This window comes from Mangrovimonas sp. CR14 (assembly GCF_011764015.1).
GTDB lineage: Bacteria > Bacteroidota > Bacteroidia > Flavobacteriales > Flavobacteriaceae > Mangrovimonas > Mangrovimonas futianensis.
In genome coordinates this window covers 174370-201110 of sequence record NZ_JAAFZY010000005.1, presented here as the reverse complement: position 1 = coordinate 201110, position 26741 = coordinate 174370, and the positions used below count along the sequence as shown (strand labels likewise).

Annotated in this window: 34 protein-coding genes; 25 read left to right on the top strand and 9 right to left on the bottom strand. The window is 34.6% G+C overall.

Translation table 11 applies throughout. From position 1 onward, the window contains the following. Positions 1 to 149 precede the first annotated feature (149 nt). Positions 150 to 1328 carry an LETM1-related biofilm-associated protein gene (locus GZ212_RS11745; RefSeq protein ID WP_166960425.1) on the top strand — a complete coding sequence of 393 codons (1179 nt, stop codon included), beginning with the start codon at positions 150 to 152 and terminating at the stop codon, positions 1326 to 1328. Between the two features lie 3 nt (positions 1329 to 1331). Here the strand turns inward: GZ212_RS11745 and GZ212_RS11740 are convergent, their stop codons facing one another. The 4 genes from GZ212_RS11740 to GZ212_RS11725 all read right to left on the bottom strand — a co-directional run bounded on the left by GZ212_RS11740 (position 1332) and on the right by GZ212_RS11725 (position 5451). Then, on the bottom strand, positions 1332 to 2933 hold the full coding sequence (locus GZ212_RS11740; RefSeq protein WP_166960422.1) for a lipocalin-like domain-containing protein: 1602 nt from the start codon (positions 2931 to 2933) through the stop codon (positions 1332 to 1334). 90 nt (positions 2934 to 3023) lie between these two features. Further along, positions 3024 to 3776 carry a LytTR family DNA-binding domain-containing protein gene (locus GZ212_RS11735; RefSeq protein ID WP_166960783.1) on the bottom strand — a complete coding sequence of 251 codons (753 nt, stop codon included), beginning with the start codon at positions 3774 to 3776 and terminating at the stop codon, positions 3024 to 3026. Positions 3777 to 3808: 32 nt separating this feature from the next. After that, on the bottom strand, positions 3809 to 4120 hold the full coding sequence (locus GZ212_RS11730) for a 2TM domain-containing protein (RefSeq protein ID WP_053972122.1): 312 nt from the start codon (positions 4118 to 4120) through the stop codon (positions 3809 to 3811). Positions 4121 to 4122: 2 nt separating this feature from the next. Then, a complete protein-coding gene (locus tag GZ212_RS11725; RefSeq protein WP_166960419.1) occupies positions 4123 to 5451 on the bottom strand; it encodes a 2TM domain-containing protein in 1329 nt (442 codons plus the stop codon). A gap of 330 nt (positions 5452 to 5781) precedes the next feature. On the opposite strand from GZ212_RS11725, the gene GZ212_RS11720 reads away from it, so the two are divergent. From GZ212_RS11720 to GZ212_RS11620, 21 genes are all read left to right on the top strand, one after another. Continuing rightward, complete coding sequence (locus tag GZ212_RS11720; protein ID WP_166959955.1) at positions 5782 to 6567, top strand: DUF6090 family protein; 786 nt, start codon at positions 5782 to 5784, stop codon at positions 6565 to 6567. Positions 6568 to 6814: 247 nt separating this feature from the next. Further along, complete coding sequence (locus GZ212_RS11715; RefSeq protein WP_166960416.1) at positions 6815 to 7108, top strand: hypothetical protein; 294 nt, start codon at positions 6815 to 6817, stop codon at positions 7106 to 7108. A 109-nt stretch (positions 7109 to 7217) separates the two neighbouring features. Further along, on the top strand, positions 7218 to 7757 hold the full coding sequence (locus GZ212_RS11710) for a hypothetical protein (protein ID WP_166960413.1): 540 nt from the start codon (positions 7218 to 7220) through the stop codon (positions 7755 to 7757). Between the two features lie 6 nt (positions 7758 to 7763). Next, positions 7764 to 8546, top strand: a complete 783-nt coding sequence (locus GZ212_RS16145) for a hypothetical protein (RefSeq protein WP_240923810.1) — start codon at positions 7764 to 7766, stop codon at positions 8544 to 8546. A gap of 43 nt (positions 8547 to 8589) precedes the next feature. Continuing rightward, a complete protein-coding gene (locus GZ212_RS11700; protein WP_166960410.1) occupies positions 8590 to 9138 on the top strand; it encodes a hypothetical protein in 549 nt (182 codons plus the stop codon). 185 nt (positions 9139 to 9323) lie between these two features. Then, entirely contained in the window at positions 9324 to 10112 is a 789-nt protein-coding gene (locus GZ212_RS11695; protein ID WP_166960407.1) for a TlpA disulfide reductase family protein, read from the top strand. Between the two features lie 79 nt (positions 10113 to 10191). Then, positions 10192 to 10647 (top strand): hypothetical protein, encoded by a 456-nt coding sequence (locus GZ212_RS11690; RefSeq protein WP_166960404.1) that lies wholly within the window; start codon positions 10192 to 10194, stop codon positions 10645 to 10647. Between the two features lie 111 nt (positions 10648 to 10758). After that, positions 10759 to 11070: a hypothetical protein gene (locus tag GZ212_RS11685; RefSeq protein WP_166960402.1), complete on the top strand. Its 312-nt coding sequence runs from the start codon at positions 10759 to 10761 to the stop codon at positions 11068 to 11070. Between the two features lie 74 nt (positions 11071 to 11144). Next, positions 11145 to 11864, top strand: coding sequence for a hypothetical protein (locus GZ212_RS11680; protein ID WP_166960399.1), 720 nt, complete (start codon positions 11145 to 11147; stop codon positions 11862 to 11864). Between the two features lie 17 nt (positions 11865 to 11881). Further along, positions 11882 to 12100: a hypothetical protein gene (locus tag GZ212_RS11675; RefSeq protein WP_166960396.1), complete on the top strand. Its 219-nt coding sequence runs from the start codon at positions 11882 to 11884 to the stop codon at positions 12098 to 12100. Beyond that, entirely contained in the window at positions 12081 to 12584 is a 504-nt protein-coding gene (locus GZ212_RS11670) for a hypothetical protein (RefSeq protein ID WP_166960393.1), read from the top strand. The genes GZ212_RS11675 and GZ212_RS11670 overlap by 20 nt, the downstream gene beginning before the upstream one ends. A gap of 127 nt (positions 12585 to 12711) precedes the next feature. Continuing rightward, on the top strand, positions 12712 to 13485 hold the full coding sequence (locus GZ212_RS11665; protein WP_166960391.1) for an NAD(P)-binding domain-containing protein: 774 nt from the start codon (positions 12712 to 12714) through the stop codon (positions 13483 to 13485). Positions 13486 to 13628: 143 nt separating this feature from the next. Continuing rightward, on the top strand, positions 13629 to 14312 hold the full coding sequence (locus GZ212_RS11660) for a CPBP family intramembrane glutamic endopeptidase (RefSeq protein WP_166960388.1): 684 nt from the start codon (positions 13629 to 13631) through the stop codon (positions 14310 to 14312). Positions 14313 to 14449: 137 nt separating this feature from the next. Further along, positions 14450 to 15247 (top strand): DUF3667 domain-containing protein, encoded by a 798-nt coding sequence (locus GZ212_RS11655; protein ID WP_166960384.1) that lies wholly within the window; start codon positions 14450 to 14452, stop codon positions 15245 to 15247. Positions 15248 to 15495: 248 nt separating this feature from the next. After that, positions 15496 to 16272 (top strand): DUF1206 domain-containing protein, encoded by a 777-nt coding sequence (locus GZ212_RS11650; protein WP_166960381.1) that lies wholly within the window; start codon positions 15496 to 15498, stop codon positions 16270 to 16272. A gap of 208 nt (positions 16273 to 16480) precedes the next feature. Beyond that, the gene (locus GZ212_RS11645) at positions 16481 to 16873 is read left to right on the top strand and encodes a DUF302 domain-containing protein (RefSeq protein WP_053971720.1); all 393 of its coding nucleotides are present in this window, start codon (positions 16481 to 16483) and stop codon (positions 16871 to 16873) included. Between the two features lie 76 nt (positions 16874 to 16949). Next, complete coding sequence (locus GZ212_RS11640) at positions 16950 to 17588, top strand: YdeI family protein (protein ID WP_166960378.1); 639 nt, start codon at positions 16950 to 16952, stop codon at positions 17586 to 17588. A 228-nt stretch (positions 17589 to 17816) separates the two neighbouring features. Next, on the top strand, positions 17817 to 18413 hold the full coding sequence (locus tag GZ212_RS11635) for a diheme cytochrome c-553 (RefSeq protein WP_166960375.1): 597 nt from the start codon (positions 17817 to 17819) through the stop codon (positions 18411 to 18413). A 267-nt stretch (positions 18414 to 18680) separates the two neighbouring features. Next, positions 18681 to 18953, top strand: a complete 273-nt coding sequence (locus tag GZ212_RS11630) for a DUF4242 domain-containing protein (protein WP_053971716.1) — start codon at positions 18681 to 18683, stop codon at positions 18951 to 18953. Positions 18954 to 19075: 122 nt separating this feature from the next. Next, positions 19076 to 19807: a sulfite exporter TauE/SafE family protein gene (locus GZ212_RS11625; RefSeq protein WP_166960372.1), complete on the top strand. Its 732-nt coding sequence runs from the start codon at positions 19076 to 19078 to the stop codon at positions 19805 to 19807. Between the two features lie 40 nt (positions 19808 to 19847). Next, positions 19848 to 20510, top strand: a complete 663-nt coding sequence (locus GZ212_RS11620; RefSeq protein WP_166960369.1) for a lysoplasmalogenase — start codon at positions 19848 to 19850, stop codon at positions 20508 to 20510. A 65-nt stretch (positions 20511 to 20575) separates the two neighbouring features. Here GZ212_RS11620 and GZ212_RS11615 read toward each other — a convergent pair whose 3' ends face one another. Then, on the bottom strand, positions 20576 to 21853 hold the full coding sequence (locus GZ212_RS11615; protein ID WP_166960366.1) for an NAD(P)/FAD-dependent oxidoreductase: 1278 nt from the start codon (positions 21851 to 21853) through the stop codon (positions 20576 to 20578). Positions 21854 to 21979: 126 nt separating this feature from the next. Between GZ212_RS11615 and GZ212_RS11610 the strand changes: the two genes are divergently transcribed. Together GZ212_RS11610 and GZ212_RS11605 are read left to right on the top strand one after the other, a co-directional pair. Beyond that, entirely contained in the window at positions 21980 to 22474 is a 495-nt protein-coding gene (locus tag GZ212_RS11610; protein ID WP_053971712.1) for an RNA polymerase sigma factor, read from the top strand. A 4-nt stretch (positions 22475 to 22478) separates the two neighbouring features. Further along, positions 22479 to 23120 (top strand): hypothetical protein, encoded by a 642-nt coding sequence (locus GZ212_RS11605; protein ID WP_166960363.1) that lies wholly within the window; start codon positions 22479 to 22481, stop codon positions 23118 to 23120. Here the strand turns inward: GZ212_RS11605 and GZ212_RS11600 are convergent. Both GZ212_RS11600 and GZ212_RS11595 read right to left on the bottom strand, forming a co-directional pair. Beyond that, on the bottom strand, positions 23117 to 23929 hold the full coding sequence (locus GZ212_RS11600) for a 1-acyl-sn-glycerol-3-phosphate acyltransferase (RefSeq protein WP_053971710.1): 813 nt from the start codon (positions 23927 to 23929) through the stop codon (positions 23117 to 23119). The genes GZ212_RS11605 and GZ212_RS11600 overlap by 4 nt on opposite strands. A 49-nt stretch (positions 23930 to 23978) precedes the next feature. Beyond that, on the bottom strand, positions 23979 to 24494 hold the full coding sequence (locus GZ212_RS11595; RefSeq protein WP_336245953.1) for a CoA pyrophosphatase: 516 nt from the start codon (positions 24492 to 24494) through the stop codon (positions 23979 to 23981). A gap of 170 nt (positions 24495 to 24664) precedes the next feature. On the opposite strand from GZ212_RS11595, the gene GZ212_RS11590 reads away from it, so the two are divergent. Beyond that, on the top strand, positions 24665 to 25369 hold the full coding sequence (locus GZ212_RS11590; protein ID WP_166960360.1) for a peptidylprolyl isomerase: 705 nt from the start codon (positions 24665 to 24667) through the stop codon (positions 25367 to 25369). On the opposite strand, the gene GZ212_RS11585 is transcribed toward GZ212_RS11590, so the two are convergent. After that, a complete protein-coding gene (locus tag GZ212_RS11585) occupies positions 25359 to 26000 on the bottom strand; it encodes a trimeric intracellular cation channel family protein (RefSeq protein ID WP_166960357.1) in 642 nt (213 codons plus the stop codon). The two genes, GZ212_RS11590 and GZ212_RS11585, sit on opposite strands and share 11 nt — an antisense overlap. A 3-nt stretch (positions 26001 to 26003) precedes the next feature. Beyond that, the gene (locus GZ212_RS11580) at positions 26004 to 26720 is read right to left on the bottom strand and encodes an RDD family protein (protein WP_166960354.1); all 717 of its coding nucleotides are present in this window, start codon (positions 26718 to 26720) and stop codon (positions 26004 to 26006) included. Positions 26721 to 26741: the final 21 nt, after the last annotated feature.

Here is a 26741-nt window from a genome sequence, read left to right as displayed (position 1 = left end):
CATGAGGTTTTGTTAATTATTTTTTTTGCATTCACCTCTACCTACGCAATAACTCCAAAAGCGGTTTTGTTAAATATTTGTTAACACAAAAAAGATGTTATGGATTTGAAAGAATCTAATATCTTTATCCCCCGATAAAGTTGATAGCAATGAACCCTTCTAGTAAAGGCTGGATCAAGAAACTCATCAAGGTTTTAGGCAAGGAATCCATAGATTGGACCCAAAAATCACCTGCTCAATTTTATGATGAGTTAAGGACTTGTGGCTTTATATATGGTAGCAACATTGAAGTCATTAACAATAGTTTTGATTTTTATGACTATACTGAAGAAGAGTTATGTAAAATCAATTTGGCTCTTTCCTTTTATTATATCTACAAGGACAATCATATTACAGACACTTCCTTTTTGGATTCTGTCATTCAATTTTACAAGGAAATAGACGCCCATAAACCCACCTTTTTTACAGAGCTTTTGGGGGAACTGAAATCCCATGCCCTTCTAGAGCATATTCTACACAAAAGGGTTTTGATTGAGGATAAGTTTATTGGGAAAAGTTTTAATTACTTTGTGACCAATGCCTTATTGTTTACTGATGTCCTGGCCTACCAACATTTTTTGAAACGAGGAAAAATTACCAATAGCCATTTACAGCATTTGGAGGCCGTAATTGAATCCATCGTTTTGAAAGTATTGGACTCTAAAGTCAAAAAATCAAAATATGATGATACCTTGATTGATTTGCTGGAGCGTTCTTTGCGCTTTCAAAATCATCCCACCATCAGCTTGGAGGAAGGTATCACCTTCATAAATGAGGATTTAGAAAAGTATTACATCATGGATTTGGCTTGTATGGCGGCATGGACGGATATGGTGGTTGAAAAAACCGAACAAGATATCCTAAAGCAATTAGGCACACAACTTAATCTACCCAAAGACAGGGTTGAAAACTCCTTAAGTGCTTTGACTTACTTTTACCAAAGTCATAAGGAAAAAATAGGATTGCTCAGTTCCAAAAACATCGTACAGACCTTTTATTCCAACTCCAGTAAATTGGTCAATTTACTATTGAAACGGAATAGCAAGCGCTTACTTAAAGAGGTTTCCCAAAGCAAGGACCTTATGAAATTGATTACCAAATCAACCGTAAGAGATTTAACAGAGGAAGAACAAAAAAGGGTCAACCACCAATTAATGGACATCATAAAGACCATTCCTAGTTTGGCAATCTTTTTATTACCAGGCGGCTCCCTTCTACTCCCTTTAATTGTCAAGATCATTCCCCAATTATTGCCATCTGCTTTTGATGACAACCGTATTGAAGAATAACTGCTACAGTTTAACCAGTTTTTTCATCCAAGTCTTAGAATCTACTTCTACTTTCAGGAAATAAACGCCTTTGGATAAACTTGCAACGGGAATTTGTTGCATAGAAACCCCCTGAAAAGCATCACTTGATACGCTTCTGCCATTGATATCAAACAATTGCCAGGTTCCATCTACAACATTTGGAAATTGCACATAATAAGTATCCTGAACCGGGTTTGGATAGGTTTTAACTTCAGAAAAAGATACCTCATCCATAGACAACAAATTGACAGTAAAAGGACCTGCAATAATTTCATTGTTTAAAGTACCATCCACCGAATAAGCAAACAATTTAAAGTATAAGACATCATCTTCACTAATGCTTGGGCTTTCCCATAAATAAGATAATTCTGTACTATTCTCTACCAAAGGTAAAAAGCTTACTTGATCATCCACACTGTAGGAAAGGTCATAATAAATTGGTCTACCATCATCAGGGTTATTTAACTCCCAAGTTATAGGAGAACCCGTTTCAAAAACAGTTGTAGGTGTGGTTATGGCAACCTCTGGATGTTCATAACCGTGTAATAGTTCTGCAAAGCCGATTCCTGTCACTTCTACCCCATTGACAGTCCCTTCTATGGTTGTGGCCCCTTCATAAAAACGGAAAGGCAATTGCATTTCAGAATCTTCATATTGAGCAGTCATCACTAGATCGACATCATTGATAGCGGATGTTAAGTGCCATTGTTTGGAATAGCATTTTTCCTCTCCATCTTCGGTGGTACAGAAAAACGCTTCCCTTTCAATGCTTAGATCAGCGGTTGTGTATTGGTTATCTTCACTTACATAAGCTGAAAGAATACTATATTCCGGCGCATCAGGAATGCTGCTCTCTGCTGTAAAAATATTCCAAAGGTTGATATCCATGCCATTAGACAATTGCAAGCTGAACCATTCGTAATCTTCACTGGAATAAGGATTGAAATTTCCGTATTGCCTATCCAACCATCCGGTTCCAGTAATAGCTTCGGTGGTGCCGTTTAAGGATAACGATCCAGATAAAGACACTCCAGTAAAGGAATAATAATAGGAATATCGATCCAAACCTTGGTCTACAAAGCCATCATCACCAACCAAAAGTGGTCTTTTAGTCACATCCATATTCAGGGTTAAATCACCAAAACTAGCTCCCGTACTCAAGTCATACTCAAAAGGTATGGGATTGTTGGAACCGTCCAACGCATTGGACCAAGTTTCGGTACCACCTAAAAATATGGCTGCTTCTATGTCCAAAGAAGTCGTTGACATGGTTGTATAAGTGACTGGTAGAACATCTTTGTAAAAAGTACCAGTGTCCAAATTAGTGATATTCAGTATTCGAAATCCATCAAAGCCAGCCGCGGGATAGTAGAAATAGCTAACCATATAACTGTATGAGGTACCAGAAGTAGCGCCTTCAAAAAAGCCAGAGGTGTACCACCACTCCACTTCCTCGCCATCATGACGACCTTCATCCAAAGGAAAAGCAATTTGCCCAACAGGTTCGTAAGGATACATGTTCCAATCTTGGGCGAAGGATTGTAACATAAAAAGCGATAGTAGCAGGGTAGTTATTTGTTTCATTTTCAAGTTGTTTAAAATAAAGCTACTATTATTAAATCAACTTGCAAAACTTTTTTGATAAACACCCTTAAAATGAGATTTAACCGAAAATCACTGCAACCAATCCTTAAAATTCTTAACCCGTTCCCTAGCCACAATCACCTCCTGCTCCTGATAGCTTTGCAATTTAATTTGAAGTCTGGAATTGGTATAACTTATGATGTCTTTGATGGCATTGATTTGGACATAAAACGTACGATTCACCCTAAAAAATTGATTGGGAGGCAATTCGACCTCCAGTTCCTCTAAGGTTGGGTCTATTAAATAATTCCTGCCATCTACGGTGTGTAAATAAGTGCCCTTGTTCTCACTGTAAATGCATTCAATATCTTCGACATTCACCAGCTTGATATGTTGACCAATTTTTACCGAGAAACGCTTTTTGTACTCCCGTTCTATCGGATTGACCAAAAGCTGCTTGATATCATCAAAGTTGAGCGTCACAGATGGTTTGGGAGCCATAGTCTGGTATTTTTTTACGGCCGCTTCCAACTCTTCTTCATCTATCGGCTTCAGCAAATAATCAATACTATTCAGCTTAAAGGCTTTTAGAGCATATTCATCATAAGCCGTTGTAAAAATGATGGAAGACTTGATATCTAATGCCTCAAAGATTTCAAACGACAGACCATCACTAAGCTGAATGTCTAAGAAAATCAAATCTGGGTGCGTATTATTTTGAAACCAAGCGATAGATTCCTCTACCGAATGTAACATGGTATGAACCTGCATGTCCAGTTTTTCCAGCATACGCTGCAACCTTCTGGCCGATGGCTTTTCATCTTCAATAATTATTACTTGCATCATAGTATTTTAAAATTCTTTTGGTAAGTGTTTTATTTCCAGCCCTGTTTTTCCTTGTCCATATACTTTTTGATCATGCGATCTTCCCATTCGGTGCCAAAAATAATGTTTGGCATAAACACAGAAGCTGCATGTATCAATAAGGCGATTCCCCAAAATATCAACGTACTGAAATTCTCCCACTGAAAGGTGTTTTCTCCTAGGCCTGTCCTAGAAAAATTGACTACCAAAATAAAAATATTGATTACCACATACACCAACAGATGCGTATAAAAACCCTTGATGCGTTTTACCTGTCTTTTGGCTCGATCAATTCGGCGTTGTTTTTCAAATTTAGTTTCCATGATTAGCTCCATTTGCTTTGTTTGCGTTCTTCTTCATCCAAAATCTGTTGGATTTTACGTTCTTCCCAGGATTTTCCAAAACCATACACCCCAAAGGCATGAAATGCAATACCAATACCCCAACCTAAAAGTGGGAACCAAAACCATTTAAACTCCCAAGAGGTTCTGTAATTGATAAAAATAAGAAAGGGTATTACAATGAGGTAAGAAAACACATTGCTGTAAAATCCTTTGATTTCTTCTACTTTCTTTTTGGCTCTTTCATAAGAACCGTTTTGGTCAAAATTGATTGTTTCCATGATTGATACTTGTTTTGTAAGCATAGGGATTGCCACGGCAAACCAGTTTGCTTGTTGATTGATGTTTACTTGTTTATCTGTTAAAAGTTGGTAACGCTGCTTGATATTACTCAGTCCCACGCCGCTGCTTTTACCTACTATTTGTTTGGGTTGCAGGTTGTTCTCTACCACCAAATACCCATTATCTTCATAAATCTTGATGTGCAACGGATGCTTATTGTTTACCATATTGTGTTTTACGGCATTTTCAAGCAACAATTGCAACGATAGGGGCACTACTTTGCTTTCTGGGTCGCTTACTTGATCTGGGATGCTAAACACGATGCTGTCTTCAAACCGCATTTTTAATAAAGACATATAGGTTTTTGCAAACCGCAACTCCTCTTCGACCCCTACCAGTTCCTTATTTTTTTGTTCCAACACATAGCGGTATACCTTAGATAGTGAGGTGGTAAACTTTTGTGCCGCATCGGGGTTTTCTTCTATCAAGCTGGTCAGCACATTTAAGCTATTGAACAGAAAATGGGGGTCTAATTGATTTTTAAGTGCATCAAACTTGGCACTAGCCGTACCAGCAATTACCTTTTGTTCCTTGATTTTGTTTTGTTGGTAGCGGTTGTAAAAATAAACCAGATGGAAAATGATAACGATGGTCAAGGTGATCCACACTCCAAAGGCATATTGATTCCAAGAGGTTTGACTTAAAAAAGCTCGTACCGTATAACCGTCATAATACACTGCGGTCAAAAGATTGAGTACAAATAGACCCAAGAGGGTTATAAGAACCGAACCGAAAATACCAACAAAAATGCGTTTTAAGCTATTGTTCCACTGTTTGCGTTCCAAAAAGGCAAAGTAATACATGTTACTATACCCCAACAGAAACGCATAGGCTTGATAGAACAGGAAATTGACCATCAGGTCTTTAGTAGACTCAAAATGAAACCCTTTTGATGAGAGGGAGTTTCCTATTCCAAATACCACACTACCGATGATGAAAACTAGGATGGTATTTTTACGAAGTTTTTTCATATAATCTCTGTTGGGATATTAAAGGTAACATTAAATTGATTGATGCCCTGTTTAGTTTTTGATTGATACCCCAAAATTGGGACAAAAGCAGTCCTTTTAAAAAGGAAGCTGACTCAATTGTAAAAACAAATGCCTGAATTGTAACCTGTGATTGAAAAGGTAAAAGGAAGATCTTATCAGTGATTTGTAGTGGATCTACTCTTTTCAGTTATTAAACTCGTAGCGTTAAGTAAGAATTTTATGTATTTTTAAGGTGTGTATATAAGATAAGATAAACACACTAGTGTGTTTATCCCTATGTTGTGCTTCATTATGACCAACTATTAACCAATGATAAAATTCTTTAGAAAAATTAGACAAAAACTACTCTCTGAAAATAAGTTCAATAAGTATCTTCTTTATGCGATTGGAGAAATTATTCTTGTGGTAATCGGGATATTAATTGCATTACAAGTCAACAATTGGAATGAAAATAATAAGAAAAGAGAAATTGAAATTACAATCCTAAAAGAGATTAGGAATAATCTGATTTTCGATTTAGAGGATTTTGAAAGTAACATTACGCATCTTGAAAATAAAACTACCTCGAGTGCTTCCCTTTTAAAAGCCTTCGAAGACGATTTGGATTATAATGATTCTTTAGGATATTTCTTCTTTTATCTTAAGACCTATCCACATTTCAATTACAAATCAAATGGTTATAAACTATTACTGTCTAAAGGACTCGATATTATCAAAAACGACACCATAAGAAATCGAATCACAGATTTATACGAAGCCAGATATAAATATCTAAAAACCTGGGAAAGCGAGCGTATTGTCTACAACAATGCGCTAGAATCTAAGGTCTCACCTTATTATGGAACTCAGGTTCTAATGTTGGAGCATATACCTGATGACCTGATCATAAAAGGAAGTGTTGAAACTTTATTGAAATTTCAATTCTTTAGAAATATCAGAAATTATGAAATCTTAAAAAAGGATTTCGAATTGCATGGAATTATTAAACATATTGAAACTATGTCCAAAATGCTCTCGGCTATTCATACAAGCGTAAAAAATGACAACTTAGAAGTAATAAATATGATAGAAAAAGAATTGGAGATAATTAGTTGAAAAGCTAATACGAATTTATGATTAAAACAAAATAACGAAGCACAACAAAGCACTGTGGTAAAACCAAACAAACTAAACGGATAAATGACTGATATAAGACTTGTTGTTGTATATTTTAAAAATAACTATTGCTCACCCCATAAATAATACAAAAGAAAGATTGAAAAATTATATTCCATCAATTACGATACTAATCTCAAGCATAATAATCTTATGGTATTTTGGATTTTTCAGTCGATATAACTATTTGACCGCCAAAATTGATATTATAAATAATGAACCGAAGAAAATCTTGGTTGGAGAACAGATTGTATACCATACTGATTTAAATAAAATAAGTAAGCCTTATGGATTTGAGAACATCTCATTTGGATGTGCTGTAAGTCTTCCTGAATTAAATGGTATTAAATCCTACAACAAAGTAATCAATAAGCACCTAAACGAAATCAATAAAGACAATTGGAGAAAAGAATACCAAAGTAAAGTTGATTCAATTAAGAAAATAAAAATTCGATTAGGTGAAATTAAACTATGTGATTAATTGCTTTTTCATGAATGCCAAAATGCATTGCTCCTAATTAGTGCTCATGTCTAGCAGATTTTTATGCAAAAAAACTACGCGCAAGCTGTTGGAAGTTAATATAAAAAAAATGATAGGTTATTTAACGCGTAAAGTATTTTACAGAAATCTGACGTCCGAATTAACGGAAATCATCCTAACTGAAAACGGTTTCTCCATCAATCAACCTTTTGGAGCAAAACCAAAATTATATAATTGGGAAGATTTACAAACCATACGATTTTCTGATAACTATAATGAAGTTATTGTTGAAAAATCGGATGGACAAATCGCTTTAAATAATAACCATATTGGGTGGTATGAACTTATTCAATATGTGCCATCCACCTTTAAAGAGTTTGATTTTAAATATGTGGCTGAATTAATTGACTCCTTAAAATCCTGTGGAGTTTGCGGAATTGTCGCTGTAAAAGAAAATAAATGTCTAGTTTGTGAAACCGTTGCTTGGAATGAGGAAATGAATGAAAACAAATTTGATTATCTTAAATCAAAGCAATCGGAATTTTACTCTGACCGAATAAGCAACGGAAAAGAAGTAAAAAAAATTGCGGAACCAGAACACGGATTTAAAGCAGACAAGAACTGGAGATTATACATTTTAATAAACTAGTAAAGAATGAGTTGGGCCATATTATTATTTAATTCCAACCAACAGATTCCTTCTGATTTGGATTTTGATGAAAATATCCTAAAACCAATTTTTTTTAGTGATATCATTGAAAGGTCATTTCCAGAAATTAAAACTCAGAATAACCATAGGGAAATAATAGGAATTGATTATTCGATAGAGTTTTTCAGTGACCAAGAAGCGACTGGTACAAAAATGATTAATCTCTATGGTGAAAATGGGCTTTTTGAAATGATTGAATTAGCAAAAATTTACGATTGGCAAATTTATGACACAAGTCTAAATGATTTTATCGATTTGGAAAACCCTGAAAAGAACGGATTTAAGAATCATAAGAAATATGTTAAACAAATAATCGAATCAAAAGTATTATTAAAATCAAAATACGACTATGAATTGAATAAATGCATTTTGGTTCAAGGTGATATTCATTCAGTTTGGGCATATGTTATTGATATTACCGATAACAAAGATGAAATTGAATTTGATGGATTTATTTGTTCTAGAGGCACCATAATTCAAACCAAAGATGAAATCGAAACCTATATAAATGATAATCAAGGTTTTGCTCCACCTCTATTGGGTGATTATAAAAACAAGTATTCCGTTATAAAAGACCTTGTTGAAGCAAATATAGAAATAGAATGGAATAACCATATTGTACGAGTGTTTGTAAAAGGTATTGAATATTTAATAATGGACTTGAAAACCAAAAAGTCCTTCTCAAAAAGTATTTCTAAAAGTGGACCATATGGAATGCCTTTGAAATAAAAACTATCCACAACACCATGCATAACACATTTAACCGAACTAAATGAATATTAAAAAAATATTATCTGATTTTGGAAGTTGGATTTTTGCTGGACTTACATTTTTAGGATTCATAATTATTTATGCAGGAATTGGGGCTCGAGGAAGATATAAAGCTACAGGAGAAACAAATTTTTATTTTATAGCGGTCGGAATAGTCTTGATTTTACCTTATCTTATTTACATGCTTAAAACCACAATTCTTTTTAATAAAGCAAAAGATGAAGAAAGCAAAAGAATTGCTAACCTAATTAGAACTGGTGATAAAGTTATTGTCAATTTAGATAATTTAGAAATACATTGTAATAGCTATAAACAAGAAATCGAAGTTGGAGGCGGATACAACACGCGGAATGAATATATTGATGTTAATCATAACGTAATATTGATTGATGTTCAATACAATAATGACTCAATTAAATACAAATTGAACATTGATATGGATACTACGAAGTTAAAAATGCACTTTGCGATTAAAAAAGAAACTGAATTATATGTTGACTCAACAAATCCGAATAACAATTATTTGGATTTACGATTTTTAGAAAGTTGAATAAAAAACGTGTTACAACAAAGTGTAAAAATAATTGCTTGGTTCTTGCCTACTCGGAAAATCCTCCCAAACTTATAATATCAACTTTCTATGCCTATCTTTAATTCTTACTAAGCCGAAACGGCGGTATCACAAAAACAATTACCAAAAAGATCAAACAACAAACTAAATACCTTAAAACGACCATGAAAAAAATTGTTGCACTCATCTTCATACTTTTTGGATTTACACTCTTTGCTCAAGAAAAAGATATCAAGAAGCCAGAATATGTCATCATTGCCAATAATGAGATTATCACTAAAGAAAAACTCAATGAATTAAGCCAACAAGGATGGGTTAAAGGGATGAATAAAGGAGTTACTGAGGAAGAACGAAACAAACTCGCCCAAAAATTTGGAGATAAAATAGGCGATAGAGAATTTATCATCAAAGTAGAAGTGCTAACAGAAAAAGAAAAATTAGAACGCGAAAATAAAAACACGACTGCCCTTAAAGTTGCTCCCGAAGAAAAAAATGCAGACAACGAATTAAAGCTAAACATTAACGACCCTGCCATTGGCTTTACTGTTGAAATGATTGATGGGCAGAAAAAATCCCTTTCAGATTTAAAAGGGAAAGTAGTGCTTTTAAACTATTGGGCTACGTGGTGCGCACCTTGCCTCATGGAATTTGCAGAATTCCCTGAAAAAATACTTGAACCATTTAAAGAGGATGATTTTATCTTAATAGCCATCTCTATTGGAGAAAGCAAAGAGAAAGTTGCAGCAAAAATGGACAAAATGAAAAAATACGGCGTTGACTTTAATGTAGGTATTGACCCGAAAAAAGAAATTTGGGACCAATATGCCACCGGAGGCATTCCCAAAAGCTTCCTTATTGACCAAAACGGAATTATCAGATATATTTCCATTGGAAATTCAGAAGGTAACGTTGATAAACTAGCAAAAGGAATAAAAGCGTTACTAGCAAAATAAAAATGGGGAGTAACATTATGTGTAACTCACGTACTAATTAACTTTTTCAAGTGGTAACTTTGATTAAAAATTAAAACCAATGCAGACAAGAATTTTTCTTTTTATTATTACCTCTTTCATTTTTGTTAGTTGTAATGATGACTCTATAGTATTACAGAAAGAAATTGAATTATTAAAAATTGAAAATGATAGCCTTAAAAATATACTTACTGAAGTAAACTCTAAGTATGTTTTTGATCATGTCACGTTCCGTTTGATCGATTCTCCAAATAATAATTTTAGAAAAGACACTGAGTTTAAAAGTGAATTTGTATTGATTGGGTTCAATGATAATATGGAAGTGAATATCTCTGAACAGGTAGAGAACGGTATACTAATTAAACCAAAAAAATTGAATTCAAATGGCGGGTCATATCCCTTCGAAATTACTCTTGACAGTAAAATAAATGACTACTATATTAACTTCAGCTCAAATCCTAGTTTTGGGATAAATTTTGGAGGCATTACAATCTCTGATCAAATAACTGCTAACTAAAATAAGTTTGCAAAACATCATATGTAAGTTACATTCTAAATTCACTATTTCAAGTAGCAACTTTGGTTAAAAATTAGAATACGTAGAAACCAGAGAAATAAACACCTATAAATGTTAAAAAAAATCAATTTCAATATTTATATAGGAATTTATTTAATCCTATTTGTTTTATCTGGCATTACCGCACTATTGTACGATGCAGTAAAAATGGAAACAGCAGATTTTGGAATAATGGGAAATTCTTTAATCTTAGCTTTGGCCAACATATTTCAATTCCCTTTCAATACAATTGTAAAACCAACATCTGACATTATCTTTTTTATTGGATTACTTTTCAATATTGCCATCTATGCAACAATTATATATTTTCTGCTTGTGGAATTATTAAAACAAATAAGAAAAACCAAAAATCATCCCCTTTAACTTGACTTGATTCACATGCCAAATTCTGCCTAACCTCTCATCAACGAAATCATGAAAAACCATTTTACAACCTTATGAAAATAACCAAAATACTGACAGTGCTTGCTTTTGGATTTGCTTTTTCATCTTGTCAAGAGAAAGAAAAAACGAATGCTGTTTTAGATAGTCCAGAAGTAAAAAAATGGGACATTGAAAAATTAAGTCTTAAATCCCGCCAACATCTTGACAGTACGAAATGGGATTTAAAACTGTTTGCACAAGATATTGAAACCTATGACCTCTATTCTGAAATATTTAAAGGTTACCCTTTAAACAAATCACCTTTCCCTGTGGCTGTATATGATTATGCGGTCTCTAGTGTTCCATTTATCATAGAAATTGGTGACTTGGTTTTTAAAGGCGTTCGAATTGGGGCCTATGAAAACCTTGAAAGTGACACCGTAATTGATAAATTAACATTGCTTGTTTTAACAAATGACAAAAACTCTAGCGAAAATACCTTGGTTGAATCTCGAAATTATCCTTACTTAACCGCTGAAGGAACCTTTGAAGCGCAAAACAACGAATTTGATTGGGTATTTTCGGCAAGTCCAGATGGATATTCAACTTTAATTTTGAACATGAAACTTTTTGATTTACGATTTGGAGAAACCATCATCATTTATCCTCAAAAGGACAAATCCTTCTTTTATGAACAAATCAATGATTCGCCCAATAACTACGAAAATTTTGAGGTATTTAAAAAGATGATAATGAAGCATCCAAAAGTAAAAAATCAATTGAATATCAAATAGAAGTAACAACTTAACATATGACTACATTCCTAATCATTTCTGTTTTTATCATCCTTTTTGGAGGGTTTTTATATTGGGCTTACCTTCCTGATTATCGCATAGATCCGAAAGAATTTTGGCGAACTTTAATAGGAATACCCATTGGAATGCTACTTTCCATATTGGGCTTTGGTGCATTAAACGAACTGATTAAAAAATGGGCCATTAAGGATAAAGATGAAAAGAATAATATTTAAAATAATATTAGGAGCAATGCTCTATTTCGGTTTAGGCACTATTTATAAATCATATAACAATTACACACTCTCAAGTAATTGTATTACAGAGTCCTTTAACACACATTTCTCTAATCTCTCTAATTTAAAGATTAATTCCAGTTATAATTTCGATAAGATATTCTATTGTGAAAAATGGGATGAAATTCTTGTAACAGATGCTCATTACTACCACAGAATACTTGGGTATTTAACAAATGGCGTATTGGTTCCATCCTATGACCCATTTCAGTATCTTGAGGGAACATATCTTGTCTATTTTCTTAAAGATAATATCATAATAAGTGAACCTATTTCGTGGTACCATGAGCATTTCATCTTTTCAGAAAATTTTAAAACCTTCAATTACATTAAAATAAAAAGAAGAAATGCTCATTTTTTTTATAAAAAATATGAGCACACAGATTACGACTTGAACACCTTTGAAATAATAAAAAACAACTAAAAATTAAAGCTTTGAGATAAAATATATGTGATTCATTACTTCTAGATTTTCATTCGGATAATCATTCCACCAATCTAAGACCTATTTTTATTTGATAACTTTGTTATCACCTCACAAACCAAAAAAATTGAACCAAAAAATCAGCATATTAGGATGTGGTTGGCTAGGGTTAGCCTTAGCTATTGATCTCATTGAAAAAGGATATGAGGTGTATGGCTCCACGACCTCAAAAGATAAAATCAGAACACTTTCTGAAAATGGCGTTAAACCATTTCTTATTGACATAGGCTCAGCCAATCTGGACATTCAGGATTTTTTAAATTCTGATGTCTTAATCATTTCTATGACCTCTAAGAACATTCAGGATATTAAGAAGCTTATTGATAAAATACAACACCACAAGGTTCAAAAAGTCCTATTTATCAGTTCCACTTCTGTATATCCATTTACTAACGGTATTGTCACTGAAGAAACACCCACCACTGAGAGTGCTCTTGTTGAAATTGAAAAATTACTTATGACCAACACCTCATTCAAAACAACCATTTTAAGGTTTGGCGGATTGTTTGGTTATAACAGAAAACCAGGAAATTTCATTAAACCAAACAAAGCGGTTGACAATCCAGAAGGGTATATTAATTTTATTCATAGAGACGATTGCATCGAAATCATCAAGCAAATCATTTTAAAAGACCTTTGGAATGAAGCCCTGAATGCCTGTTCCGCCAATCACCCCAAAAGACGTGAGTTTTACCTTAAAGAATCAAAGAAAGTAGGACGTTCCTCCATCTCCTTTAATGAAAATTCGAAAAATGAATACAAAATAATTGATAGCACGAAACTGAGGCGCTTGTTGAATTATGAATTTAAATATGATGATTTAATGGGTGATTTTAAGTGAAATCTTGCGCTACAATTCGTTATTTTTAATTCACTTCTTAAATAAACATCGACTCAACAACCTCAAAAACAACTTGTTATTCCTTAACTTAGCAATCAAACCAATAATAAGGTCCATGAACCTAATTTAAAACCAACTAAGAAATGATAGGAATTTTAGTTGCAATTGCTATTTCGTGGTTGCTATTATACTTCATTGAAAACAAGACTCTTTCAGTTTTAGGAATCCTCCCTACACCCAAAAGATTGAAACAATTCTTTTTAGGATTTTTAATTACTGGAATCCTTTGTGTTGCAGTTCAGTATTTAGAGGCTCATCTAAAATCATCCACTTGGATTCTAAATGATAATATTACAAGTGCCATAATATTGAAGTCCCTTTGGTGGGATTTTAAATCTGTCTTTACCGAAGAACTTATTTTTAGGGGAGCTTTGTTATATATACTCATCCAAAAAATTGGTCCATCAAAAGGCATTCTTATTTCTGCTATTGCTTTTGGGGTTTATCATTGGTTCTCATATGGTGTTTTGGGGAATGTTATGGCTATGATTTTAGTTTTTATTGGAACCGGAATAATGGGATACGCTTGGGCATGGGCTTTTTCTAAAACAAAATCCATGATGCTACCTTTCGGCCTTCACTTAGGATGGAATGTCATTTACAACACCCTATTTTCAAAAGGGCCTTTGGGCGAATTGATCTTGGTTTCTAAAAGCGGAAATGAATTGACCGATTGGGCTTCCTTATTAAATTTTATTAGTGGCTTGGTTCTTGTTCCAATCTTGATAATTATCTACATAAAGTATTTTGTGAAAAAGGAACCTTAAAATTAGAATGATTTGGAGGCTGTTCCTTAAGACAAATTATTAGAAGCCTCTAGAATTCTGTGTGCTCATTTTTCAATTTAAACAGTATATTTAAAGCAAAAGCTTGGTTCAAAACCACTTAACCCAAACTTTCATACATGACCACCAGCCACTGCCTTAATTGTAATAAAGAATTAGTAGGTGAATTTTGTGCTGGTTGCGGACAAAAAGCAGATACACGTCGCATTTCCTTTAAGAACTTTGTATTTAATGATATCCTCCACGGCACTTTTAGTATAGAAAAAGGCATGGTGTTTACAGCAAAACAGGCCCTACTTCGTCCTGGAAAAGCTGCTTTGGAATATATTTACGGGAAACGCAGGCGGTATTACAATCTGTTCCTTTTTGGCTTGTTTTTATTTGGGTTGATTTTGTTCCTGCGCCATTTTTATGAGCAGTTGGCCATGGCTCAAGGTGACGTTATAAATGACACTGCATTACAAGACGAGGCCAGTAAGAGATTGGATCGCATGATTTCAGAAAAAAGAAAATTGATTGTATTTCTGTTCGTTCCATTTGCCGCCATCAACAGTTTACTGTTATTCAAAAGAAAATCCTTGAACTTAAGTGAGCACTTTATTATTGCCGGTATGATATTACTAGGGATGTTACTCATATCTACCATGGGCAATTTGCTATTCTTTTTGTATCTATTTACTAAAAGTCAAGTGATTGCAACCAGCATCAACTATGGCACTCCCTTATTGGTATTATGCTACATTGCCTACGGGTATTACAATGCCTTTGCTCCAGATTATTCCCGTTGGGGAATAATCCTCAGAATTCTTTTGTTCTTTATTCTAATGATTCTCCAAGCCTTCATCTTGCTTCTTGCTTTTATTGGTTTTGCAACCAATTGGGAATTTGGCGCCATTACTTTTTCGCCCTTTGGTTGATAAGAAATTTAATAGGAGTAAAAATTTGAATAACAGTTAAAAAAGAATAAGCCCCATATCACAGTAGCTCACGTAGATGAAAATACATATATTACGTAATGAAAGGTAGATAAGTTATTTGGAACGGTTTGGAAAGATTGAATTGCTTTAAAAAACATAACGTAACTCATAATTAATATGGTCAATCCAAATGAAATTAGCCCTTAAAATTATACGAAACAAACCACTTAGATAAGGATTAAAAGAGTATGGGCTCACATAAAAAAAACTTTGCCAGATTCGGAATGGCAGCCAAAGGCACAGTATATTGTATTATAGGTATACTTACGGGTTTAGCAGCTTTTAGCAATGGTGGTGAAAAGGCGGGAAGTACCGGAGCATTACAATTCCTAGCAAAACAACCTTTTGGACAAGTATTACTCATTCTAATGGGCTTAGGTTTGCTTGGATATTTGTTTTGGAGGTTCTACCAAGTTTTTAAAAATCCCAGTAATATAACAAGCGATTTTAAGGGCTATGCGACACGCATTGCTTACTTTATAAGTGGTTTGGCCTATGGAGGTTTAGCCTTCTACGCTTTTAAACTCGCCATCTATGGATTTATTGGTTCCAGCAGTTCGTCATTAACTCAAAATTTTTTTTCAGGATCTTATGGCAACCTTATTGCCATAATGGTTGGAATAGGATTTGCCATAAAAGCCATCTATGATTTGTATAGAGCCTATTCTGGAAAATATAGAAACGAGATTAGGGAAAGTGACTTAAGTAAAAATCAACAAAAAATATTGATAAATGCAGGACGATTTGGTCATACAGCTAGGGGGCTTGTGTTTGGGTTGATGGCTTTTTTGACTATCAAATCTGGCTTAAATTCTAGCAGTTCGGTAAGTACCCAAACAGATGCATTCAGCTTTATTGAAAGTCAATTTGGCGCTTTAGTATTAGGTGTTATTTCTGTTGGTTTAATAGGTTACGGTATTTATATGTTTATCAAAGCAAAATATCCTTCTATTACCTTAATCTGATTTCAATAAAAATCCATTTGTTCTTATAAACCTAAGAAATAGCTTAAAAATGGTGTTGATGCATGGTCTCAATTCACCATATAGAAAACAGGATTTTAATGTACCTAACACCATTTTATTTGCGTTTAAAACCTCATAAATTTACTGTACCTTAAAGCAACTTTGGAAATAAAATTTAGTAACTTTAAGTATTATAAATTCAACAACCATGAGTTACTATTTCAATACCACCCTAAATGGAATTTCTTTTGAAGAAGCACTAGATCTTGTTACTTCCGAACTAAAAAAAGAAGGCTTTGGGGTTCTTACAGAAATTGATGTGCAAGCCACTTTAAAAAAGAAAATAGATGTTGATTTTAAAAAGTACCGCATCTTGGGAGCATGTAACCCGCATTTTGCCCATCAGGCATTAGTAAGTGAAGACAAAATTGGAGTCTTTCTTCCCTGTAATGTCATTGTTGAGGAACATGACAATGGAGATATTGAAGTATCTGCCGTAGATCCTATTGCCTCCATGAGTTCTGTAAAAAATGAATCTTTGGGACCTATAGCTGGAGAAGTTCAGAAAAAGATGAAACAAGTTATTGAAAACTTGAAGTAGTCATCATTCGAAAATCTAAAAGGTGTATCCTCTAAAAAATTAAGCAGGTTATTTTTTAATCTCATGCATTTTTATTTTGCAACCTCATTCCAACCATAATGCCGTAGATCTCTATCTAAAAGATGGATGCGGACGCTGTAGTCTATACAAAACTTCAGACTGCAAGGTGCATCTTTGGCAAAATGAATTACGTCATTTAAGAACTCTAGTTTTGGAATGCGGTTTGACCGAGGAGTTAAAATGGAGCATCCCTTGTTACACATACAAAGGAAACAATATCTTATTAATTAATGCCTTTAAAGACAATTGTACCCTTAGTTTTTTTAAGGGAATACTTTTAAAAGACCCATACCAAATACTTGACAAGCCTGGAGAAAATTCCAGAATAGTTAGGTTGATTCGATTGGATAAACAAACAAACTTTCAAGCATTACGCTCCAAAATAAAAGAATACATCTTTGAAGCTATGGAAGTGGAAGAAAAGGGGTTAAAAGTAGATTTGGACAAAGCTCCAGAGCAACCTATTCCAGAAGAATTGGATACGGTCTTTATAAGAGACCCTGCATTCAAAGCGGCTTTTTACAAACTAACACCGGGCAGACAAAGAGGCTATCTCATTTATTTCTCAGCTCCAAAACAATCTAAAACAAAAGCCTCGAGAATAGAAAAATATACCTCCCATATCCTAAATGGAAAAGGATTTCATGACAATTAACCCTATTTGTGATACCATTTGCTTTTCAAAAATAAGACAATAGTATAGCCTTTAAGCCCATAAATTCTCTAAGTGGCTTTCTATCGCATATTCGTAATTCAATTCTTGTCAATAAATAAATAATTGAATTTTAGACGTTTAGTTAATTTAATATTAAAAAATGATTATATTTATATCAGAATGCTAACGTAAATCAAAACTTTACAAACCAACCAAAACCTTTTCCACATGACTCGAAAAAACCTGTTCAGTGTGGTTCCAATTTTTATTGTCATTTTATTTTTTAACTGCGTTGATAAAAAATCGGAACCTATTGAGACTACCGTTACCAATGAACCCACAACAGAAGAACTAATTACTAGAGGCGAATACCTCACCAAAACCATAGGTTGTGATCATTGCCATACACCAAAAAAAATGACACCCAATGGCCCCGTACCTGATACGGATCGTTGGCTAATGGGGCATCCTGCCAATGATACCCTCCCAGCGATTGTTACAGAAGCTTTAGGACCTGATAAATGGTTATTGTTCAACAATAGTTTAACAGCTGCTGTTGGCCCTTGGGGAGTTTCATTTAGTGCCAATATTACCCCAGATGATACAGGAATAGGAAGTTGGTCATACGATCAATTTAAAATAGCTATGACTAAAGGAAAATATAAAGGAATGGAAAATGGCAGACCTTTAATGCCTCCCATGCCTTGGGAATCTTATGTCGATATGAAGGAAGAAGATATGATGGCTATTTTTGAATACTTAAAATCCATCAAACCCATCGAGAATGTAGTACCAAGTTACATTCCCCCTGCCCCCGTCAATTAAGTCTTTACAGATACACCCAAATACTGATTAATAGCAATACTTTCTAATTTGGGTGTATCTTCATTTTTACCTAACATTTTAAAAATAAAAACGCATTTAAATTTAAAATGTATCACTCCTTTTTGTACCTTTAGAAGACTAAATGCTTTTTCAACAAACCAACAACTAAACCAATTTTTGGACTGATTAATAGCTTGGAGTCCAGAGACCAAACCAAACGGGGCGGAACCGAAAAGCCATACGAGTAGGGTTTAACACCTTTTTGTCATGCCTAAATATGTCATTGAGCGGGATATTCCGAATATCGGTAAATCAAGTCCTACGGAGCTAAAGGCCATTTCTGAAACATCCTGTGGTGTTTTGGAAAAAATGGGACCACAAATTCAATGGGTACACAGTTATGTAACTGGCAATAAAATTTATTGCATTTATAATGCACCTAATGAAGAAATGGTTAGAGAACACGCCCAACAAGGTGGGTTTCCTGCAAATTCTGTAGAAAGAGTTTATTCTATAATTGACCCTGTTACAGCCGAATAATTAAACCTTTCTCTTCTAAACTTGAATCCATAAGCCCTAATGGATTCTTATGGCTTAACTTGACATTATTCATGTTTTTTCTGGTTAAATAATTGTACCTTAATGGAACTATTTCCTGAGATATGAACATTCGGGTTATTTTTCTATTGTTGGCCTTAGTAGCCGAAATAATTGGCACCATAGGCGGCTTTGGATCCTCTGTCTTTTTTGTTCCTTTAGGTAATTTTTACTTCGACTTCTATTCGGTTCTTGGGATGACCGCTATTTTTCACTTATCAAGTAATTTAAGTAAGGTTTTCCTGTTCAAAAAGGGATTAGATAAAAGACTACTGCTTTACATAGGAGCTCCCTCTGTGGCTTTTGTTATTTTGGGAGGTTATTTATCTAAAATGGTCAATAGTTTTTGGCTTGAGGTATTCCTTGGTGTTTTTCTAGTGGCTTTAAGCCTGTTGTTCCTTATAAAAAACACTCTCACATTTAAACCTACGAATAGAAATGCCATTGCAGGAGGAACCCTATCTGGGTTTTCAGCTGGCTTGCTTGGTACGGGAGGAGCCATAAGAGGTTTGACCATGGCGGCCTTTAATCTTGAGAAAAATGTCTTTATAGCCACCTCAGCTTTTATTGACTTATTGATAGACTTCTCAAGGACCTTTGTTTATTATGACAATGGCTATATTCAAAAACAAGAACTTACATATCTTCCTTTTTTGTTTGTCATTGGGTTCGTTGGAACCTACATAGGAAAGTTCATACTTAACTATATTCCACAAGACCGTTTCAGAAAGATTTCACTCTCCTTAATCCTATTAATTGGATTGGTAACCATCATAAAACTCCTTTTAAATTTTTGACATAATATTTATATTTGGAACACACACAAACTAAAAACCTATGACATCAAATAAAGGATTTATCGCCTTTTTTTGCTTGCTACTGGCCATTGAACTTATATGCTCCCATTTTGCCAGTCTCCAACCTTATAGAATAATAACCAAACCTCTCCTTGTTTTATCGCTCATCATCTTCTTTTTATTGCGGGCAAAACACCTAGATGGCATAAGTAAATCACTAACACTTTTAGCATTAATTTGTTCTCTTACAGGTGACATTTTACTTCTATTTGCAGAACATACCTCAAGCTTTTTTCTGGCTGGATTAATTGCCTTTTTACTGGCCCACCTACTGTATATTTCAACTTTTCTTAAGCGAAGAAATCCGCATAAAAAACCTTATTTACTATATGCCCTTTTAGCTAGTTATGCCATTTTAATTTTTCACCTCTTAAAAAATCATCTTGGAGATTTCATGGTACCTGTAGCGATATATATGGGAGTCATTTTGATCATGGCCGTCACCTCATTCTTAAGAATAAAACAAGTATCAGCCTCCAGTTTTTTACTCGTTTTTTTAGGAGCTATTTTCTTTTTGATATCTGATAGCATTCTAGCAATCAATAAATTTTACACCCCTTTGGCAATGTCACATTTAAGTATTATGTTTACGTATGCAACAGCACAACTTTTCATTGTTTTAGGCCTTATAAAACAACGATAGATAAAATTTATAGAAACACCTTAACAATCTACTAATCAGATATATAATTTACTTATTTTAAATTATCAGTTTAACTTTTTAAATGGTCTGATAATTAAGCGTGATGCCTTATCAAAATTGATGTAATTGTACACCCAATTAAAGAAAGTAATGACTCTATTTCTAAATCCAACCAAGGCCATTAAGTGAACAAACATCCAAATAAACCAAGCAAAAAATCCGCCAAATTTATAAGGCTTTAAATCAACTACAGCCTTATTTCTTCCTATGGTGGCCATGGAACCTTTATCGATATATTTAAATTTCTTCATCGATTTTCCTGCAATCAATTTAAGTAAGTTTTTACCTAACAAACTCCCTTGTTGAATAGCTGGTTGAGCCACCTGAGGATGCCCTTTTGGATAGTCTTTACTTTCCATGCTGGCAATGTCACCAAGAGCAAAAATATTGTCATATCCCAACACTTGGTTATACTCATTTACCTTGAGTCGGTTGTTACGTTCTGTATAACATTCGTCACGTAATCCTTCAACTGTTCTGCATGTAACTCCAGCAGCCCAAATTAAGGTTTCCGATTCCAGTTTGAGGTCAGTATTGGTGGTTACCTTTACCCCATCATAATTTTTTACAAATGTGTTACAGTGGACTTGAACTCCCAATCGTTTTAAAAACTTCTCTGCCTTTTTGGATGCATTTTGACTCATAGGCGGCAATACACGATCGCTACCCTCCAGCAAATGAATCTCCATCAAGTCTGAGTTTAAATCCCTATAATCCCGTGGGAGAATTTGATTTTTCAACTCTGCTATAGCACCAGCCAACTCCACACCTGTTGGCCCACCACCAACGATAACAAAGCTAAGTAGAGCCTTAACCTCTTCCAAATCATCCTCTATGGCAGCCTTTTCAAAATTTTGAAGAATCAAACTCCTGATATTTAGAGCTTGAGGCACCGTTTTCATAGGCATTCCAAATTTTTGAATGGTCTCATTTCCAAAATAATTGGTTTTTGTACCTAAAGCCAGAACCAAATAGTCATAAGTAATATCTCCTATAGATGTTTCAATTCTATTTTCCTCTGAAACCACACGATGTACCTCTGCCAGTCTGAAGAAACTATTTTTATAGCGTTTAATAAATTTCCGTAGAGGGTATGCAATGGCATCGGCTTCTAATCCAGCGGAAGAAACCTGATATAGTAAAGGTTGGAAAGTATGGTAATTACGTTTATCAATTAAAATGACTTGAACGGGTTTGTTAGCCAATTTCTTTACAATGTTGATTCCAGCGAAACCGCCACCAACAACAACCACCCTTGGGAGGTTGGTTTCAGGTATTTTCATGGTGCTAAATTTGTATAACAAATGTATTGCAAAACCCTTATAAAGCCTATTTTTATAAAGATTTTATAAGTTTTGTAACATTATAACGTTTTCGTATACCTATAGGAAAACTAAACAACCATTTGATTGAGTAAAGAGTTAGAACATAGCTTTGTAAAACTACTTGAGGAGAATCAAAATATTGTGCATAAGGTGTGCAGACTGTACACCAATAACCAACAAGCACACAATGATCTCTTTCAAGAAATCACCATTCAACTTTGGAAAGCCTATCCTAAATTTAGAGGGGACTCCAAATTCAGTACGTGGATGTATCGGGTGGGATTGAACACAGCAATAACTCTTTATCGCAAATCAAAAAGACGTGTCAACACACAGGAATTTGATATGGTTCAGTTTAAAATCAAATCAGAACCTTATGATGACACCGAAGAACAACAACTCAAATTGATGTATCAAGCAGTACATCAATTGAACGACATTGAAAAAGCCTTAGTTTTCTTGTATTTAGAAGACAAGGATTATAGAGAAATTAGTGAGACTCTTGGTATAAGCGAGGTTAATGCCCGTGTGAAGATGAACCGAATTAAAACCAAGCTAAAAACCATTTTAAATCCGTAGTGCTATGGATGAGTTAGAATTATTGAAAAAAGATTGGCAAAAACAGGATAAAAACTATCCTAAATTGTCCTATGACGATATTTATAAGATGATTTTGAAGAAGTCATCCTCCATTGTGAAATGGATATTTATCATCAGCATCATTGAATTTGTTTTTTGGTCTTTTATCAGCGTTGCCTTTAGGGATACAGAAAGCATGAAGCATTTTAGAGAACTCCACGGAGAGAACATCCTTGTTCCTATAGCCATAATTGGTTTTGGAATTTTGATTTACTTTTTTATCGCGTTCTTTAAAAATTACAAAAGAATTTCTGTGACTGATAGTGCTAAAGCACTGATGGAAAATATCCTAAAAACAAGAAGAACCGTCAAGCAATATGTGGCTTTCAATATTATTTACCTAATCGTATGCTTTATTGCGGCTCTTTTTATTGAATTTGACAAGAACCAGGAATTAAACGACCACCTAAGTCAGGCCTCTGCAAATGGTGAAATATTTAAGTTTTACGCCATTTTCTTTGCTACGGTTTTCATAGCTTTAGTTCTACTTATTGGCGTATTTCTATTATTCTATTGGTTGGTGTATGGGATTTTACTGAAAGGCCTAAATAGAAATTATAAAGAATTAAAAAAACTGGAAATCTAATATTCAGTGGGGTGCCACCTACGCTTGTTGTTAAGCGCCATATGGGCTTCAACCTCATCTTTTGGTATCACCTTTAGAAAGGATGGATGTTGCTCTATGGCATATTCAATCTTTTCAACAATCTGTTCGATGGTTTCATTCTTATAATCGATATCCAAAGGCTCCTTTATCTCCATAGACTGCAGGATATTCTTCTTTTTCACACGTATGCCCTTTTTATCAAAAGACCGTCTAAAACCATCAATAACAATAGGCACCACAATGGGTTCATAATGTTTGATAATATGGGCGGTTCCCTTTCTAATGGGTTTAAATGGCGTGGTAGTTCCCTGCGGAAATGTAATGACCCAACCATCTTGAAGTGCTTTTTTGATGTTGGTAATATCGCTCATTTTCACCTGTCTGTTAACCTCTTTACCATCTGCCCTCCAGGTTCTTTCAATAGGAATAGCTCCTGCATAAGACAAAACCTTAGGCAAAAATCCAGATCTCATGGTTTCCTTAGCCGCCACATAATAGATATTCAACTTTGGGTTCCATAGATATCCTATATTCTTGATAGAATCATCCCTATTACTCAAGCTCGCATTGAATACATGAAACATAGCCACCACATCGGCAAAGTATGTTTGATGGTTTGAAATAAATAGCACATTGGTTTCAGGGAGGTTTCTGATGATTTCAGATCCTTCAATCTGTAATTCATTAAACCCTCTAAACCTCCTGTGGGTTATTGCTCCCATGCTTCTAATGAGCCACTTTTTCAAAAAAAGGATATGTCCGAAAGGATTCTTTTTTATCAACCCCATGTTTGTTTCATGCTTAATTAAGGGTACAAAGGTAATAAAAGTAAGAAATTTACAGGGCTTGCTTTAACAAGTCTTTAATCTCACTGAGCATCATGGCAGTAGCTCCCCAAACAATTTTACCGTTTAATTTGAATGCAGGTACACTAATGGCTTTTTGATAACTCGTGTTTACAATTTCTGTCACCACATTGGAATCGCTTATCATATCCTGAAAAGTAATTTCCAATAATTCTTCAACCTCGGTTTCCTGTTTGATGAAACGAGGCGTTTCTTTAGAAATCCCAATAAAAGGATAGACATAATAATTACTGGGCGGAATATAAACTTGCGTCATTTCTCTCAAAACCTCAATTTGATGCTCTGGCACACCAACCTCCTCTGCGGTCTCCCTTAAAGCTGTCGCCATTAAGGAATCATCGTGCTCCTCCTCTTTCCCTCCCGGAAATGCCACCTGAGCCGAATGAACACCCCTATAGGTTTTTCTCAAAATTAAAATGAGTTTGGTGGTATTGGTCACATCTGGATAAAACAGGGCCATTACACCTGCCTTCCTAGCGAATTTCATCTTTTTTTGCTCCCTTTTTATAAGTTCCTGTCGGAATGGTGGAGACATTTTAAATTGAGATGATTCGGCTGGAAGAGGTATATTTTTTAATTTTGGCACTATATTTATAAACCTATCGAAATTCATTGACCTCTCTTTGAATTTTGCAGCTTACAAGAAGATATCCTTATATGAAATATTTTTCCGTCATTTTTCTTTCCCTACTTCTCTTAAACTGTAACAACAATACCAAAATTAAAAAGGGAACCCCTATTAATCAAACAAAAACCAAAAAAAAAGAAGTCGTTAAAAAAGATACTGTCGAAGAAAAAGAACCAGAATTTCCATTTCTCACAGATAAAACAGCGATGGAGTTTTTTTTGGAATATGAAAAACACAACAAAGAAAATAAGGTAAGAATAAAGACAGATTTTGGAGATATTGATATCGAGCTTTTTAATGAAACCAAATTCCATCGGGCTAATTTCATTTACCTAACCAAAAGGAAGTATTTTGACAACACCCAATTTTATCGAGTCATCAACAACTTTATTGTTCAAGGAGGTAGTACCGATGACCCAGATATCATGAACAAACGAGCTGGAATAGGAAAATATCTTTTACCACCAGACACCAAACGTGGTTTTAAACACGATCGTGGCGTCATTAGTATGCCTAGTAGTGAAATTGAAAATGCTTATAAGTTAGCATCTCCCTATGAGTTCTTTATTGTTCAACAGGAAGGGGGCGCACATCATTTGGATGGCTCCTATACCATTTTTGGAAAGGTCATAAATGGTATGGATGTTGTTGATGAAATTGCCAAACAGAAAACAGATGATTCTGATTGGCCCGTTCACAACATTTATATCAAAAGTGTCAGGATTATCGATTAGATCTTTTATAAATATCTGGTAAACTGATTTTAAAAATTACCGCCACCAAACGAATTGTTATAACCACTAGGCCTGAAATCACAAAAACCCAATTACGCTCTATCGGCAATTGACTTAATAAAAAATAGGTGGTTCCACCAACGATACAAGCCGTTGCGTAAATTTCCTTCCTGAATATTACTGGGATGTCGTTGCACAAAATATCTCTTATCACACCTCCAAAACAGGCAGACATGGTCCCTATGGCTACGCAAATCAGGGGATCTAAATCTGCCGAAAGACCCTTCTCTACCCCAATTACCGTATACAGACCAATACCTATGGTATCAAATAAAAAAAGCGATCGTCTCAACCGATCCAATTTGTGTCTAAAAATAATAGCAAAAACAGAAGCACCTAAAATAAGGTGAACATAGATTAAGTGGGTCATCCAGGTAACAGGTGTATACCCCATTAAAACATCACGTAATGTCCCACCCCCAACCGAAGTCACAAAAGCAATGATGATGATGCCAAAAAAATCCATTCGCTTATTTAGGGCTACCAATACGCCTGAAATAGCAAAGGCTATGGTACCAAAAATCTCAATCAGATAAATGAAATTCTCCTCTGTGAAAACACCTTCAACCATCAATTACATTTGCTGTGTAAAGTAATTATAATCCTTGATAATTCGCTTGATAAAATCCATGGGCAACTCCTCCGGCTGCACTTGCATAACGTCTTTGGTTTTATTAAAAAGCGACAATATCACATTGTGTTGCCCCTTAGATACGGCCGTTTCATATAAACTTTTAATAGTCTGCATCTCTTGATCAGAAAATACAGTCACCTGACTGTATTTAGGTTGATAATCATCGGGCAATTGAACCATAATGGTATCCCTTAAGCGAACTCTCTGCTTTTCACTAATCACAGTCGTTCCGGCAGCTATATCCCCTACACGTTGCCCGTTACCTTTCAATAAAATAGTCAACACAGCCAACCCTCCACTTGTTAGGGTTACATCAATAATACGCAACAACCATCTGGTCAAAAAATTTGAGAAAGCAGGCTTAGAACCATCTAACTTTACCACTCGGGTTTTGGCGGCATATTTACCAATGGTTCTACCGTCCCAAAACGTTTCTAACAACACATAATACATAAAAGCAGGTAAACTAGCTATTAAGTAAACCGACCAAGAATCCATCATATCCAACCCTAACGTATTGAGCAACATAATGACCGAAAACATATATAGGAAAATCACCAAAGAATCAATCAAGTAACCCAACATTCTATCTCCTAAGTGGGCAACGTTTTGGTTTATCCCTATATTTTGCGCGGTTTCAATTTGAAATTCTTCCATATTTTCTTTTCTTTGAAAGCA

What these genes read in the sequence shown, in the direction of transcription:
- GZ212_RS11745 (WP_166960425.1), top strand. Translation starts at nt 150, where the DNA reads ATGAACCCTTCTAGTAAAGGCTGGATCAAGAAACTCATCAAGGTTTTA.
- GZ212_RS11740 (WP_166960422.1), bottom strand. Translation starts at nt 2,933, where the DNA reads ATGAAACAAATAACTACCCTGCTACTATCGCTTTTTATGTTACAATCC.
- GZ212_RS11735 (WP_166960783.1), bottom strand. Translation starts at nt 3,776, where the DNA reads ATGCAAGTAATAATTATTGAAGATGAAAAGCCATCGGCCAGAAGGTTG.
- GZ212_RS11730 (WP_053972122.1), bottom strand. Translation starts at nt 4,120, where the DNA reads ATGGAAACTAAATTTGAAAAACAACGCCGAATTGATCGAGCCAAAAGA.
- GZ212_RS11725 (WP_166960419.1), bottom strand. Translation starts at nt 5,451, where the DNA reads ATGAAAAAACTTCGTAAAAATACCATCCTAGTTTTCATCATCGGTAGT.
- GZ212_RS11720 (WP_166959955.1), top strand. Translation starts at nt 5,782, where the DNA reads ATGATAAAATTCTTTAGAAAAATTAGACAAAAACTACTCTCTGAAAAT.
- GZ212_RS11710 (WP_166960413.1), top strand. Translation starts at nt 7,218, where the DNA reads ATGATAGGTTATTTAACGCGTAAAGTATTTTACAGAAATCTGACGTCC.
- GZ212_RS16145 (WP_240923810.1), top strand. Translation starts at nt 7,764, where the DNA reads ATGAGTTGGGCCATATTATTATTTAATTCCAACCAACAGATTCCTTCT.
- GZ212_RS11700 (WP_166960410.1), top strand. Translation starts at nt 8,590, where the DNA reads ATGAATATTAAAAAAATATTATCTGATTTTGGAAGTTGGATTTTTGCT.
- GZ212_RS11695 (WP_166960407.1), top strand. Translation starts at nt 9,324, where the DNA reads ATGAAAAAAATTGTTGCACTCATCTTCATACTTTTTGGATTTACACTC.
- GZ212_RS11690 (WP_166960404.1), top strand. Translation starts at nt 10,192, where the DNA reads ATGCAGACAAGAATTTTTCTTTTTATTATTACCTCTTTCATTTTTGTT.
- GZ212_RS11685 (WP_166960402.1), top strand. Translation starts at nt 10,759, where the DNA reads ATGTTAAAAAAAATCAATTTCAATATTTATATAGGAATTTATTTAATC.
- GZ212_RS11680 (WP_166960399.1), top strand. Translation starts at nt 11,145, where the DNA reads ATGAAAATAACCAAAATACTGACAGTGCTTGCTTTTGGATTTGCTTTT.
- GZ212_RS11675 (WP_166960396.1), top strand. Translation starts at nt 11,882, where the DNA reads ATGACTACATTCCTAATCATTTCTGTTTTTATCATCCTTTTTGGAGGG.
- GZ212_RS11670 (WP_166960393.1), top strand. Translation starts at nt 12,081, where the DNA reads ATGAAAAGAATAATATTTAAAATAATATTAGGAGCAATGCTCTATTTC.
- GZ212_RS11660 (WP_166960388.1), top strand. Translation starts at nt 13,629, where the DNA reads ATGATAGGAATTTTAGTTGCAATTGCTATTTCGTGGTTGCTATTATAC.
- GZ212_RS11655 (WP_166960384.1), top strand. Translation starts at nt 14,450, where the DNA reads ATGACCACCAGCCACTGCCTTAATTGTAATAAAGAATTAGTAGGTGAA.
- GZ212_RS11650 (WP_166960381.1), top strand. Translation starts at nt 15,496, where the DNA reads ATGGGCTCACATAAAAAAAACTTTGCCAGATTCGGAATGGCAGCCAAA.
- GZ212_RS11645 (WP_053971720.1), top strand. Translation starts at nt 16,481, where the DNA reads ATGAGTTACTATTTCAATACCACCCTAAATGGAATTTCTTTTGAAGAA.
- GZ212_RS11635 (WP_166960375.1), top strand. Translation starts at nt 17,817, where the DNA reads ATGACTCGAAAAAACCTGTTCAGTGTGGTTCCAATTTTTATTGTCATT.
- GZ212_RS11630 (WP_053971716.1), top strand. Translation starts at nt 18,681, where the DNA reads ATGCCTAAATATGTCATTGAGCGGGATATTCCGAATATCGGTAAATCA.
- GZ212_RS11625 (WP_166960372.1), top strand. Translation starts at nt 19,076, where the DNA reads ATGAACATTCGGGTTATTTTTCTATTGTTGGCCTTAGTAGCCGAAATA.
- GZ212_RS11620 (WP_166960369.1), top strand. Translation starts at nt 19,848, where the DNA reads ATGACATCAAATAAAGGATTTATCGCCTTTTTTTGCTTGCTACTGGCC.
- GZ212_RS11615 (WP_166960366.1), bottom strand. Translation starts at nt 21,853, where the DNA reads ATGAAAATACCTGAAACCAACCTCCCAAGGGTGGTTGTTGTTGGTGGC.
- GZ212_RS11605 (WP_166960363.1), top strand. Translation starts at nt 22,479, where the DNA reads ATGGATGAGTTAGAATTATTGAAAAAAGATTGGCAAAAACAGGATAAA.
- GZ212_RS11600 (WP_053971710.1), bottom strand. Translation starts at nt 23,929, where the DNA reads ATGGGGTTGATAAAAAAGAATCCTTTCGGACATATCCTTTTTTTGAAA.
- GZ212_RS11595 (WP_336245953.1), bottom strand. Translation starts at nt 24,494, where the DNA reads ATGAAATTCGCTAGGAAGGCAGGTGTAATGGCCCTGTTTTATCCAGAT.
- GZ212_RS11590 (WP_166960360.1), top strand. Translation starts at nt 24,665, where the DNA reads ATGAAATATTTTTCCGTCATTTTTCTTTCCCTACTTCTCTTAAACTGT.
- GZ212_RS11585 (WP_166960357.1), bottom strand. Translation starts at nt 26,000, where the DNA reads ATGGTTGAAGGTGTTTTCACAGAGGAGAATTTCATTTATCTGATTGAG.
- GZ212_RS11580 (WP_166960354.1), bottom strand. Translation starts at nt 26,720, where the DNA reads ATGGAAGAATTTCAAATTGAAACCGCGCAAAATATAGGGATAAACCAA.